Origin of the sequence: Streptomyces tubercidicus (assembly GCF_027497495.1) — a bacterium.
GTDB lineage: Bacteria > Actinomycetota > Actinomycetes > Streptomycetales > Streptomycetaceae > Streptomyces > Streptomyces tubercidicus.
The window spans coordinates 2761741-2775263 of record NZ_CP114205.1; the positions used below are offsets into that span (position 1 = coordinate 2761741).

Consider the following 13523-nt stretch of genomic DNA (forward strand, 5'->3'; position numbering starts at 1 on the left):
CGTGCGCCCCCACTCAGGTTCTTCCACCCACACACGGGAGGGGCCGCGCCGCAGGAAGAAGTCCGGAGGAGCGGCACCGCACCCGACAACACCACGCCCGCCGCGTGGGGGTACCTCCCACGCCCTTCAGGCAGTGGGGGAGCAACGGCGAGGAACTACCACGGCGGGACGGCCGACACCGTGGGAGGGCCGCCAAGCGCAGCGGAACCGCTTACTCCACGACGTGCCGGCCCTCCGGCTGGGCGCTGCATGAGGCGCGGAAGGTGCAGTGGGTGCAGTGGGTGCCGGTGGTGGGCGTGAAGCGTTCCTCCAGGACGCGGCCCGCGGCGGTGGCGAGCAGCTCGCCGACCCATTCGCCGTCCGGCGGGGGCTGCGCCTGTACGGCGGGCAGTGTGTCGCCGCCTTCCTTCTGGGGCGCGCCCAGCCGCAGATGGACCAGCTCCGCGCCGCCCGGTTCGGGGGTGCGGCCGTCGAAGGCGTCGTCGACGGCGCCTTCGCGCACGGCGAGCTGGTAGACGGCGAGCTGGGGGTGGCGGGCGACCTCGGGGCCGGTCGGTTTCTGTTTGCCGGTCTTGAAGTCGACGACGTACGCCCGGCCCTGGGCGTCCCGGGAGACGTGGTCCATGCTGCCGCGGATACGGACCTCGTAGGCGCCGGCCCGCAGGGTCAGGTCGAAGCCGTGCTCAGTGGCGACGGTGTCCCGGCCGCGGGTCTCGCGTTCCATGACGTGCCAGCGCAGGAAGCGCTCCAGGGCGGCGCGCGCCTGGTCCTTTTCCTGGCGTGACTTCCAGGGGGCGTCGAAGGCGAGGGCGTCCCATACGGACTCCAGGCGCTCCATGAGGACGGTCAGGTCGGCGGGTGTGCGCCCGGAGGCGACCTCGTCGGCGAGGACATGGACGACGTTGCCGAAGCCCTGGGCGGCGGTGGCGGGGGTGTCCGCCTTGACCTCGCGGCCCAGGAACCACTGGAGGGAGCAGGTGTGGGCGAGCTGGTCCAGGGCACTGCCGGAGAGGACCACGGGGCGGTCGCGGTCGCGCAGCGGGACGCTGCTGTGGGTGGGCTCGTGCAGACCCCACCAGTTGTCGGGGTGGGCGGCCGGTACCAGGGGGTGGTGGTCGTCGTCGTGCAGCGCCGCCAGTTTCGCCAGCCGCTGGGCGGCGGCCTCGCGCAGCGCGGGGGTGGCGGCGGGGTCGACGGTGGTGGCGCGCAGTTCGGCGACCAGCGCGGCCACGGCAAGGGGGCGGCGTGGGCGGCCGGTGATGTCCTGGGGCGTGACGCCCAGCTCGGTGAGGAATCGGGAGGGTTGATCGCCGTCGTCGGCCGCGGCCTTCACGGCGGTGACGACCAGGCGTTCCCGGGCGCGGGTGGTGGCGACGTAGAACAGCCGGCGTTCCTCGGCGAGCAGGGCGCCCGGGGTGAGCGGTTCGGCCAGGCCGTCGCGGCCGATCCGGTCCGCTTCCAGGAGCGAGCCGCGGCGGCGCAGGTCGGGCCAGAGGCCCTCCTGGACGCCGGCGACGACGACCAGCGGCCATTCCAGGCCCTTGGCGCGGTGGGCGGTCATCAGCCGTACGGCGTCGGGGCGGACGGTGCGTCGGGTGAGGGTGTCGGCGGCGATGTCCTGGGCGTCGAGTTCCTCCAGGAAGTTGAGGGCGCCGCGGCCGCCGGTGCGTTCCTCGGCGCGGGCCGCGGTCTCGAACAGGGCGACGACGGCGTCCAGGTCCCGGTCGGCGTTGCGGCCCGCGGCGCCGCCACGGTGGGCGGCCCGCTCCAGGCGCTGCGGCCAGGGGGTGCCGTCCCACAGCTCCCACAGCGCCTGCTCGGCGGTGCCGCCGCCGGCCAGCAGTTCGCGGGCCTTGCGCAGCAGCAGGCCGAGCCGCTGGGCGCCGCGCGCGTAGGCGGGGTCGTGGGCCACCAGGCGCTGCGGTTCGGCGAGCGCCTGGGCGATCAGCTCGTCGGAGGGCCGCGGCAGTGGTTGTCCGGCGGCCCGTTCCTCCTCGCGCAGGGCGCGGCCCAGGCGGCGCAGATCGGCGGAGTCCATCCCGCCCAGCGGGGAGGCCAGCAGGTCCAGCGCGGTTTCGGCGTCGAGCCACCGGGGGGCGGGGGTTTCCGGGGCGGCCTCGGTGGCTGCGTCCGCATCGGGGGTTTCCGGGTCCGGCCCGTCCCACTCGGGAGCCTCCGGGCCCGCCTCGTACCCATTGGGAGCCCCCGGGCCGGGCCCGTACCCATCGGGAGCCCCCGTGGAGGACTCGTCCCCAACAGCCGCCTCGGCCTCGTCACCGGGCCCGTCGTCAGCCACACCGCCGTCAGTCACGCCACCGGCCGGCTCCCCCCGCAGCGCCGCCCGTGCCGCCGCCCGGAGTGCCGTCAGCAGGGGGGCGACCGCGGGTTCATGGCGCAGCGGCAGATCATCGCCGTCGATGTCGAGCGGTACCCCGGCGGAGGTGAGCGCACGGCGCACGGCGGGGAGCGAGCGCCCTCCGGCGCGGACGAGGACGGCCATCTCGCGCCAGGGCACCCCGTCCTCCAGGTGGGCGCGCCGCAGGATGTCGGCGATGTTGTCGAGTTCGGCGCCGGGGGTCGGGTACGTGTACACCTCGACGCGGCCGCCGTCCCGTACGGGCGCGGGCTCGCGGTGGGCGCGGACCTTCTGGGCGGGCAGGCGGGTCAGCGGCATCCGGCGGGTGAGCAGCCGGGTGGCTTCGAGCAGGGCGGCGCCGGAGCGCCGGGCGGTGCCGAGTACGGCCACCGGGGCGGGGGTGCCGTCGCCGCGCCGGAAGGTCTCCGGGAAGTCGAGGATGCCGTTGACGTCGGCGCCGCGGAAGGCGTAGATCGACTGGTCGGGGTCGCCGAACGCGACGAGCGTACGGCCCGGGGAGCCCGGGGCGCCGGTGGCTCCGTGGTTGCCGGCGAGCGCGCGCAGCAGCCGTACCTGGGCGGCGTCGGTGTCCTGGTACTCGTCGACATAGACCGCGTCATAGGCGCCGGCCAGCTCCGCCGCGACGTCGGGCTGTCCGGCGAGCTGCGCCGCGCGGTGCACCAGTTCGGCGTAGTCCAAGACGCCCTGGCCTTCCAGGACATCGAGGTATTCGGCAAGGAAGGCGGCCGCGGCCCGCCAGTCGGGGCGGCCGGTGCGCCGGGCGAAGACATCCAGGGACTCGGGGCCCAGGCCCAGTTCGCGGCTGCGGGCGAGCACCGCGCGGACCTCGTCGGCGAAGCCGCGGGTGGTCAGGCAGGCCCGCAGTTCGTCCGGCCAGTTCACCTTGGCGCGGCCGGCGCCGGCCAGCTCCGCCTGTCCTTCGAGCAGCTCACGGACGACGAGGTCCTGTTCGGGTCCGGACAGCAGCCGCAGGGGGTCGGCGAAGAGTTCGGCGTCCTGGTGGGCGCGGACCAGGGCGTAGCAGAAGGAGTGGAAGGTCGTCGCCTGGGGGACGCCCGTCCGCGGTCCGCCGCCCCTTGTGCCGGGCGGCGCTTCCAAGGCCGTCAGCCGGGCCGCGAGCCGGTCGCGGAGTTCCACGGCGGCCTTGCGGCTGAAGGTGAGGACGAGGATCCGCTCCGGGTCGGCGCCGTCCTGTACCCGGCGGGCCACCGACTCCACCAGGGTGGTGGTCTTCCCGGTGCCGGGCCCGGCCAGTACGAGCAGCGGCCCGTGCCGGTGGTCAACCACGGCCCGCTGGGCTGCGTCCAGGACAGCAGGATCCACCCGCCCCGGCGGGGTGCGCACCAGTCGGTACGCGCCGGGGGCAGCCCGCCGCGCCCGGTGGGGCTGCGTCGGCGGGGCGGCCGAGAAGGAGGAACTCACGTGGATCGCCGGTCCTGAGGAAGGTGTTCGTGGTGGTGCGTGGGTGGTGCGGGCTGGTCCGCCCGGACGGGGTCCGGGGAAGCGTCGGGGTGCGGGACGGCCGCCGGGAGGGCGGTCGGGCTGCGCTGTGCGCGGTGGGGCCACCCTCGTGACGGCGGTGCCCGATGCCGCTCCGTCCGACTGCCGGGCCGCGGCGCGTCCCGCGAGCCGCCGCGCACCGCCCTGGGCACTACGGAGCGGCGCCGCCGTTCCGCTGCCCGTCCCAGCGGGCCCGCCGCATGTCGAGCTTCGGTATATGGTCCCCGGCCTCCTGGGAGGCGGCGCGCAGGGGGGTGCCTTCCTCCCGGTAGTGCGCCAGTGCGCGCAGTTCGCTGCCGGGCAGCAGCCGGCCGTCCGCGCGCACCACCCGCCACCAGGGCACCGCGCCGCCGTAGAGCGCCATCACCCGCCCCACCTGGCGCGGCCCGCCGCCGCCCGCCACCGGGAGCCCTTCGGGCGGCTCCTCGTCCCTGAGCCACTCCGCGACGTCCCCGTAGGTCATCACCCGGCCCGCCGGGATCAGCTCGGCGACGGCGAGCACCCGCTCCGCGTAGGGGGGCAGCTCACCCGCCGCTGTGTCTCCGGTCCCACTCATTCGGTCCATCCTGCCGTACGGCACCGACAATGGGAGCGGACACATGGTCCCGTACCCCGGGGAGGTCGGCGGCAAGGCGCCGTCAGCCCTGGTGCGGGGAGACGGCTTCCGGTTCCCGCACCCCCGAAATGCACCCTGATGCCCTCCTCCACCGGTCGGTCGTGCCACCATCTTCCGGACGGTGACTGGTGATACGAGATCAAGAAGAGACAGCCGGGCAGCAGGGTGCAGCGCCTCCACGGGAGGCGGGCGCCCCTGAGGTGCTGGCCGCCGACACCGCCCGCACCGCGCCCGGACCGGCCGCGGTGACCGAGCGGCAGCAGGTGGCACCACAGGGGAAGCACCAACGGGAGCCGGCCACGGCTCCCGCTACCGAAAAGGCGAGCACGATCGAGAAGGCCGAACGACCCGGGGCGTCCCAGAGGCCGGATGGGCCCACGGAGCCCGAGCCCACCGAGCAGCAGCAGGAGGAGAAGCGGGACAGCGAGCCGCCCGCGGAGGAGCAGGTCCGGCACGACCAGGGCGAGGAGCAGCCGCCCGGCGCGGCCCGGAGCAAGCCCCGTACGGGCTCGCACCGTGCCGATCTGAGCGCCGGCGAGTACGGCGAGTTCCACGTCGACCGGGTCTCCGGCGATGAGCCGCTGCTGCCCGCCCGGGTGCACCGGCCCTCCGACCTGATGCGGCTGCTGCTCGGCATCGCCGGGATCGCGCTCGTCCTCGGGCTCGCCACGTTCGCCCACGGCACCACCCAGGGCCTGGAGAACGACATCGGCAGCGGCGCGAAGGCGGCACCCCCGCTGCTGATCAATCTGGCCGGGCTGACCTCCAGCGTCGCGGTGCTGATCGTGCCGGTGGCGTTCGCCGTCGAGCGGCTGATCAAGCGGGACGGGCTGCGGATCGCGGACGGGGTGCTCGCCGCCGTCCTCGCCCACGGGGTGTCGCTGGCCACCGACCTGTGGGTGGCCGAGGCCGCCCCGCCCTCCATCCGGGACGCGCTGACCCAGACCCTGGACAACGGGGCGCTGTCCGCTCCGGTGCACAGCTATCTGGCGCCGGTGATCGCCTATATGACGGCGGTGGGGATGTCCCGGCGGCCCCGTTGGCGGGTCGCGATGTGGTGCGTGCTGCTGCTGGACTCGTTCGCGGTGCTGGTCGGGCGGTACACCACCCCCTTCGCGATCGTCACGACCGTGCTGATCGGCTGGACCGTCGCCTACGGCACCCTCTACGCCGTCGGCTCCCCCAATGTCCGCCCCACCGGCCAGAACCTCCTGGCGGGGCTGCGCCGGGTCGGCTTCCACCCGGTCTCCGCACTGCGCGCGGAGGACGCGGCGGGCGCGGAGCAGTCCGAGCACGCCGACCGGGGGCGGCGCTATCTGGTCACCCTGGAGGACGGCCCGCCGATCGATGTCACCGTCGTCGACCGCGAGCAGCAGGCCCAGGGCTTCTTCTACCGCGTATGGCGCCGGCTGTCTTTGCGGGGCATCAATCAGCGCCGCAGTCTGCAGTCGCTGCGTCAGGCGCTGGAGCAGGAGGCGCTGCTGGCGTACGCGGCCATCGCGGCCGGTGCCAACGCCCCCAAGCTGATCGCCACCTCGGAGCTCGGCCCGGACGCGGTGATGCTGGTCTACGAGCACATCGGCGGCCGCAGCTTCGACTCGCTGGCCGACGAGGAGATCACCGACGCGCTGATGCACAGCGCCTGGCGGCAGGTCGATGCGCTGCAGTCGCGGCGGATCGCGCACCGGCGGCTGGTCGGTGACGCGCTGCTGGTGGATCGTTCCGGCAATATCGTGCTGACCGAGCTGCGCGGCGGTGAGATCGCGGCCGGTGATCTGGTGCTGCGGATGGACATCGCCCAGCTGCTGGCCACCTGCGGGCTGCGGGTGGGCGCCGAGCGTGCGGTGGCCGCGGCCGTCGAGGTGCTGGGCCCGGACGCGGTCGCCGACAGCCTGCCGCTGCTGCAGCCGATCGCGCTGAGCCGCACCACCCGCGCGACGCTGCGCCAGCTGGCCCGGGAGCGCGCCAAGCGGGAGCGGGAGGCGGTGCTGGAGGCCTCGCAGGCCGCCAAGGAGGCGCGGGAGGCCCGGGACGCGGCGGGCCCGAAGGACCGCAAGACGCTCCGGGCCGAGCGGCACGCGGAGAAGAACGCCGAGAAGCGGGCCCTGGACGAGGCGTCCGAGGAGGCCCGCGAGGAGGATCTGCTGGCCCAGATCCGACGGCAGGTGCTGCTGATCCGCCCGGCGGCGGTGATCGAACCGGCGAAGCTGGAGCGGCTCAGCCCGCGCATCCTGATCAGCTGGATCGCCGGTGCGTTCGCGGTCTATCTGCTGCTGTCCCAGCTCACGCACTTCAACTTGAGCGATCTGATCAGCAAGGCCCAGTGGATGTGGGTGCTGGTCGCGGTGGGCTTCTCGGGGCTGACGTACATCGCGGCGGCGATGAGCCTGCTGGGCTTCGTCACGGAGAAGGTGTCGTTCGTCAGGACGGTCATCGCGCAGATCGCGGGCAACTTCGTGAAGCTGGTGGCGCCCGCGGCGATCGGCGGGGTGGCGCTCAACACCCGCTTCCTCCAGCGCGCCGGGGTCCGCCCCGGTCTGGCGGTGGCGAGCGTCGGAGCCTCCCAGCTGTTCGGGCTGGGCAGCCACATCCTGCTGCTGCTGACCTTCGGCTATCTGACCGGCACCGAACGGACCCCGACGATCTCGCCGTCCCGTACGGTCATCGCCGGGCTGCTGACGGTGGCCGTGCTGGTACTGGTCGTCACGGCGGTGCCGGCGCTGCGGAAGTTCGTCTCGACGCGGGTGCGGTCGCTGTTCGCGGGGGTGGTCCCGCGGATGCTGGACATTCTCCAGCGGCCCGGGAAGCTGGTCACCGGTATCGGCGGGATGCTGCTGCTGACGGCGGCGAACGTGATGTGCCTGGACGCGTCCATCCGGGCGTTCGGCGGCGGCGACACGATCAGCTATGCGAGCATCGCGGTCGCCTTCCTGGCCGGTAACGCGCTGGGGTCGGCCGCGCCGACACCGGGTGGTGTGGGCGCCGTGGAAGGTGCGCTGTTCGGTGCGCTGACCGTCGCCGGGCTCGCCGGTGATGTGGCGTTCCCGGCGGTGCTGCTGTTCCGGCTGATGGTGTTCTGGTTGCCGGTGCTGCCGGGCTGGCTGGCCTTCACGTATCTGACGCGCAAGGGCGAGATCTGAGCGCGGGCGGACGTCCGGCCGGGCGTCCCTTACCGCACGCGAAGGCGCCGTTCCGCAGAGCACGGACCGGCGCCTTTCGCATGGTGCGGGAAGCTCAGTAGACCGGCTTCTCCGGCTCGACCGTGTTGACCCAGCCGATGACGCCGCCGCCCACGTGCACGGCGTCGGCGAAGCCCGCGGACTTCAGGACGGCCAGCACCTCCGCGGAGCGGACGCCCGTCTTGCAGTGCAGGACGATCTTCCTGTCCTGGGGGAGGTCCTGCAGGGCGGTGCCCATCAGGAACTCGTTCTTCGGGATCAGCCGGGCGCCGGGGATCGAGACGATCTCGAACTCGTTCGGCTCACGGACATCGATGATCTCGATCTTCTCGTCGCCGTCGATCCACTCCTTGAGCTGCTGCGGAGTGATCGTCGAGCCGGCCGCGGCCTCCTGGGCCTCCTCGGACACGACGCCGCAGAAGGCCTCGTAGTCGATGAGCTCGGTGACGGTCGGGTTCTCGCCGCAGATGGCGCAGTCCGGGTCCTTGCGGACCTTGACCTGGCGGTAGGTCATCTCCAGCGCGTCGTAGATCATCAGCCGGCCGACGAGCGGGTCGCCGATCCCGGCGAGCAGCTTGATGGCCTCGTTGACCTGGATGGAGCCGATGGAGGCACACAGCACACCCAGGACGCCGCCCTCGGCGCAGGAGGGCACCATGCCGGGCGGCGGGGGCTCCGGGTAGAGGCAGCGGTAGCAGGGGCCGTGCTCGCTCCAGAAGACCGACGCCTGGCCGTCGAAGCGGTAGATCGAACCCCAGACGTACGGCTTGTTCAGCAGCACACAGGCGTCGTTGACCAGGTAGCGGGTGGCGAAGTTGTCGGTGCCGTCGACGATCAGGTCGTACTGGGCGAAGAGCTCCATGACGTTGGTGGAGTCGAGGCGCTCTTGGTGCAGGTTGACCGTGACGTACGGGTTGATGCCCAGGACGGTGTCCTTGGCGGACTCCGCCTTGGAGCGGCCGATGTCCGCCTGGCTGTGGATGATCTGGCGCTGCAGATTCGACTCGTCGACCTCGTCGAACTCCACGATGCCGAGCGTGCCGACACCGGCCGCGGCCAGATACATCAGCGCGGGCGAGCCCAGCCCACCGGCGCCCACACAGAGCACCTTGGCGTTCTTCAGCCGCTTCTGCCCGTCCATCCCGACGTCGGGGATGATCAGGTGGCGGGAGTACCTGCGGACCTCATCGACGGTGAGCTCGGAAGCGGGCTCGACCAGGGGTGGCAGCGACACGGGGACTCCGTTGGTCGGTCTTGATGGGGTTCCCCCCGCCCGAGCCGAGCCGAGAGTGGGGGAGCTTGCTCTCCCCGTAACACTGCCACGCCCTTCTTCATTCCGAGACACCCGTTCCGATGCGCGAGACGAACGCGTCCCAGTAGCCGGGCAGCGATGCCCAGGCCGCTCCGGGCGCCCCGGTCGGGCCCCGGGTGGCGCCCGCCGTAGTGGTCAGATACGGCATGCGGCCTCCATCCAGATGTCGGCCAGGGACTCCTCCAGCACGATCCGGGGGCGCCAGCCGAGCCGGTCGCGGGCGGTGCGCACATCCGCCTGCTGCCAGGTGCCGCAGCCGTCCGGGTACGGGTAGGTGGCGGGCGGTGAGCCGGCCGGGTGTTCCGGGGACGGGCCGGGGATGACCAGACGGGCGGGCGGGGAGTCGAGTTCGTGCAGCGCGCCGCCGAACCCGGCGACCCGGGCGAGCACCGACGCGGCCTCCCGCAGCCGTACGGCCCGGCCGGTCCCGATGTTGACGACGCCCTGCGCGGCGGACAGCGAGGCGGCGTGCACCGCCCGCGCCACATCGCGCACATCGACGAAGTCCCGCTGCACCCCGAGCCCGCCGAGCTTGAGTTCGCTGTCGCCGGACTGCATGGCCCGCCGCATCGCCTCCGCGAGCCGGCCGAGCGGCGAGCCCGCCGGGGTGCCGGGGCCGACCGGCGAGAAGATCCGCAGCACCACGGCGTCGAGCCCGGAGCCCAGGACCAGTTCGGTGGCGGCGAGTTTGCTGACGCCGTACGGGCCGCCGGGGCGCGGGACGGCGTCCTCGGCGGTGGAGGAGCCGGGCTGGGAGGGCCCGTACTCGGAGGCGCAGCCCAGGTGGACGAGCCGGGCGCCGCAGCTGCTGCGGCGCAGCGATTCGCAGATGGTGGCGACCGCGACCGTGTTGTGGCGGGTCAGCTCGCGGGCGCCGCCCCGGGTGGCACCGGCGCAGTTGACGACAACACCGGGGTGAACCGCGTCCAGGAAGCGGGTGAGCGCCCCGGGGCTGCCGGTGGCCAGGTCGAAGCGGACGTCGGCGTCGTCGCCCCGCCCGAGGGCGGTGAGCTGGACGGCGGGGTCGGCGAGCAGGCGGTCGGCGACATAGCGGCCCAGGTAGCCGTTGGCGCCGATGAGCAGCACCCTCATCGTGCGACCCCCCGGTCCGCGTGGCGTGTGGTCGGCTGGACGTTCATATGTCGTGCTCCTAAGGCGGGTTGAGGGAAGCGGGTCGGCTTCGGCCGCGGGGTCGGCGTCCGCCCTGGGGGCGGCGGCCACGTGAGGGGTGCGGTCCGCGGTGAAGTGGCCGGAGCGGCCGTTTCGGGGTGCCGCTCCTGGGGTGGTGCGTGGTGGGGGTGCCCGTGTGGGGGTGCGGGGTATCGGGGGCCGGTGGTCGTCCGGAGGGTCACGGCCGGTGCTCCTCCGCCGGTCCGGAGGGGGCGGGCCCGTGTGCGGAGGCGCCGGTGAGCACCCGCAGGCCGTGTACGAGGAGGCCGAGGGCGGCGGCGGTGCAGGCCACGGCGGGTACCACGGCCGGTCCCGCCGTGGTGGCCAGCGCCTCAACCGGGGCGCCGAGCGGGGGCACGCCGGGAAGCCGGGCGATCAGCACCAGGGCCGGGGCGAGCGCCTCCAGGACGGCGGCCGAGGCCAGACCGGCCGTGGCCGCCTCGGGGAAGCCGTGGACGGCGAGCAGCCGGGCGAGGAAGAGCAGCACCCCCAGCGCGGCCGCCGCCCCCGAGGTGAGCGGGTCGCCGCCGAGGACCGCCCGGGTGCCGAGGAGCAGCGCCACCAGCGCGCCCAGGAAGAGCAGCGTGACGGCGAGCAGCAACGGGCGCACCCGGGCGGCGAGTTCGCCGAGTCCGCGGCTGGCGGCCAGCACCCGTCGTCCGCGCACCGTGAACCAGTGGGCGCAGACGGCCGCGGGGGCGAGGGCGAAGGCGAGTGCCAGGGCGGGGGCGACGGCGGCCTGCGGTGCGGCGTGCGGCAGGTCGGGTCCGCCGGCCAGCAGCTGTCCGAGCAGCCAGTCGCCGTACACCGCGTACCCGGCCGTCCAGCCGGTCCACAGGACGGCGGTGCGCGGCCCGGTGCCGTGGCGCGGCCGCAGCGGCCCGGACCGTACGCCCAGCCGGACGGCGAGGGCGAGCAGGGCGAGGCCGGAGGCGCCGACGGCGGTGCGTACGGCGGGCGGTTCGGTGGGCACCGAGGCGACGGCGGCGACGGCCGCGACACAGACGGCGCCGGGGAGCAGTTGCAGGGCCGCGCACACGGTGCGGGAGCGCCGGGCGGGGGCGGGCGCGGGCCCGGCCCCGGGGGCGGCGTCCGGGGCGGCGCGCGGCACCCGGGCGTAGAGCTCCTCGGCCAGCGAGAAGACATCGCGGTGCCGGAAGCGGGCGGCCGTGCGGTCGGTGACGCCGTGTGCCTCCAGTCCGGCGGCGATCTCCAGCGCGTCGACGGCGCGGGCGCAGAGTTCCTGGTGACGGTGCATCAGGGTGCGTACGGGGTCGGCGGGACCGCGGCGCAGGGGGCGGGGGGCGTCCTGGCGCGGGGGCGCGGCCCGGTCGGCGCGCGCCTCCCCCGGGGCCTCCACGGCACCGGGGGTGCCGCCTTCGGGTGTGGTCATTGCTCTCTCCCTCGCACCGGCCACGTCTGGTGGCTCGCCGCGTCATCCCGTCTCACGGCCTGTCCCACTTCCCGGACAACGCCCCCTCCCCCGCCCTCCGCCGGCCCCTCGGCGGCGACCGGCACCGCGTCGGGCGGCTCGGCCGCGGACGCCGCCCAGCTCGGCGTCCGGCCGGCCGGTGCGGTGACCGCCCGGGTGGCGGTGCCGGTCGCGGCCCAGCGGCCGGGGACATGGGACTCCGCGGGGCGGGCGAAGGGCCGCGGCACCCCGTGCGCGTCCCGCGTCCGGCAGGCCGCCGGGCGGGCCGGGGCGTGCGAGATCAGCTCCAGGTAGATGCCACGAAATGCCGCGACGTTCTGCTCGACGGTGAACAGTTCCAGCGCCCGCGCACGGGCCGCCGCGCCCAGCCGGGCCCGGCGGCCGGGGTCACCGAGCAGCGCCACACAGGCCTCGGCCAGCGCGCGGGGGTTGCGCGGCGGGACGACCAGACCGGTGCCGCCGATGACTTCGCAGACCGCGCCGGCGTCGGTCGACACCGTGGCGCGGCCGCAGAACATCGCCTCCACCAGGGAGCGTGGAAAGCCCTCGATGACACTGGAGAGCACCACCACCGCACCGGCGGCATAGGCGTCCGCCAGGGACGGCACCTCGGGGCTGCCGATCTCCTCGAAGCTGACCGGATTCTCGCCGACGGTGCGGGCGTCGGCCGCCTCGTCGGGGAAGAGCTGGGCGGCCAGCGCCCGGCAGTGCGCGAGATACCCGGGCGCCCGCGGGTCGCGGCCGGCCCCGCCGATGATCCGCAGGGCGGCCGCCGGCTCGGCCCGGCGGATCCCGGCGAAGGCGTGCAGCAGCGCGATGAGGTCCTTGGCGGGCTCGACCGTGCCGACCCACACCAGCGTCTTGGAGTCGTCGGCGGCGGCGTCCGCGACGGCGGCGAACGGGGCGGCGTCCATGCCCGGGTAGACCGTGCGCAGCCGGGCGCGGTCGGCGCCGCAGCGCTCCTGCCAGCGCCGGGCGTGGGTGTTGCCGGGGGTGATCAGTGCGGCCTGGGCGTAGGTCTCGGCGGCCAGCGCGCCCTGGAAGGCGGCGAGCAGCGCGCGCACCGGCACGCTCAGCGGCGCGGCGGCGCGGGCCAGGTAGTGCTCCCGCAGCCGGACTCCGTACTCGGTGACGAGGAGTGGGGTGCCGAAGAAGCGCTTGGCCAGGAGGCCGGGGAGGGCGGCCGCGCCGCCGGAGGTGGCATGGCAGAGGTCCACACCGCCGAGGCCGGGGGTGTGCCGGTCGCCGTACCAGTCCAGGGACAGCGGCCGGAGCGCGAGTTCGAGCTGGGCGGTGACCGTCAGCAGATCGTTGACCTGCGCGTTCTGGGCGGCGGGCAGGGCGCGGGGGCCGTGGCAGACGGCTTCCAGGGTGCGTACGGCGTCCTCGGAGTGCAGCAGCGCGGGCAGTGAGCGGTGTTCCCGGGCGAGTTCGGCGAGCCCGTAGAGACCGCTGGCGAAACGGTCCGCCTCCCTGGTCTCGGCCGGGTCGGGGGCACCGTCGGTGCCGCCCGGCGGAGCACCGGCCGACGCGCCCCCGTGGGGTGCGCCGTGGGCCTGCCCGCTCCCGGCGGGGACCGTGGCGAAGGCCGTCACGAGATCACCGAACCGCTCGGCGAAGCGGCGCCGTTCGCGGCGTCCGGGGGTGCGGCCCCTGCGGTGCTCGGTGGCCCGATGGTGCCCGCCGGGGAAGTCGCCCCAGAGGGGGGCGCGGCGTACGAGGCGTACGTGGTCCGGCAGTACGGTCCGGGGCCGGGGTACCTGGCGGGCGTCGGTGTTCAGGGCGTAGACCTCGAAGTCATGGCCGGTGAGCCCGCGTACGAGCCGTTCGCACCACGCGTGCGACTCACCGGTCGCATCCGGATAGCCACCCTCGGTGAGCAGTCCAATGCGCATGAGTGCACCCCCGTCCTCCCCTGTCGACGTCCTGGTGTGCCG

General features: G+C 74.5%; 8 protein-coding genes. 1 reads left to right on the top strand and 7 read right to left on the bottom strand.

The genetic code is table 11. The annotated features are described in order from the left end of the window. Positions 1–211: 211 nt before the first annotated feature. A complete protein-coding gene (locus STRTU_RS11680; protein ID WP_159743483.1) occupies positions 212–3799 on the bottom strand; it encodes an ATP-dependent helicase in 3588 nt (1195 codons plus the stop codon). 229 nt (positions 3800–4028) lie between these two features. Next, positions 4029–4433 carry an MGMT family protein gene (locus STRTU_RS11685; RefSeq protein ID WP_159743484.1) on the bottom strand — a complete coding sequence of 135 codons (405 nt, stop codon included), beginning with the start codon at positions 4431–4433 and terminating at the stop codon, positions 4029–4031. Positions 4434–4621: 188 nt separating this feature from the next. Here STRTU_RS11685 and STRTU_RS11690 point away from each other — a divergent pair, with 188 nt between their 5' ends. Next, positions 4622–7633 carry a lysylphosphatidylglycerol synthase transmembrane domain-containing protein gene (locus tag STRTU_RS11690; protein ID WP_159743485.1) on the top strand — a complete coding sequence of 1004 codons (3012 nt, stop codon included), beginning with the start codon at positions 4622–4624 and terminating at the stop codon, positions 7631–7633. A 94-nt stretch (positions 7634–7727) separates the two neighbouring features. On the opposite strand, the gene moeZ is transcribed toward STRTU_RS11690, so the two are convergent. The 5 genes from moeZ to STRTU_RS11715 form a co-directional block, all read right to left on the bottom strand. Next, the gene (gene moeZ, locus STRTU_RS11695; protein ID WP_159743486.1) at positions 7728–8906 is read right to left on the bottom strand and encodes an adenylyltransferase/sulfurtransferase MoeZ; all 1179 of its coding nucleotides are present in this window, start codon (positions 8904–8906) and stop codon (positions 7728–7730) included. A gap of 97 nt (positions 8907–9003) precedes the next feature. Beyond that, positions 9004–9132, bottom strand: coding sequence for a hypothetical protein (locus STRTU_RS11700; protein ID WP_269777350.1), 129 nt, complete (start codon positions 9130–9132; stop codon positions 9004–9006). Continuing rightward, complete coding sequence (locus tag STRTU_RS11705) at positions 9120–10076, bottom strand: NAD-dependent epimerase/dehydratase family protein (RefSeq protein WP_159743487.1); 957 nt, start codon at positions 10074–10076, stop codon at positions 9120–9122. Before STRTU_RS11705 ends, STRTU_RS11700 begins: the two co-directional genes overlap by 13 nt. A gap of 256 nt (positions 10077–10332) precedes the next feature. Then, positions 10333–11547: a hypothetical protein gene (locus STRTU_RS11710; RefSeq protein ID WP_159743488.1), complete on the bottom strand. Its 1215-nt coding sequence runs from the start codon at positions 11545–11547 to the stop codon at positions 10333–10335. Beyond that, positions 11544–13481, bottom strand: coding sequence for a DUF3492 domain-containing protein (locus STRTU_RS11715; protein WP_159743489.1), 1938 nt, complete (start codon positions 13479–13481; stop codon positions 11544–11546). The genes STRTU_RS11710 and STRTU_RS11715 overlap by 4 nt, the downstream gene beginning before the upstream one ends. Positions 13482–13523 lie beyond the last annotated feature (42 nt).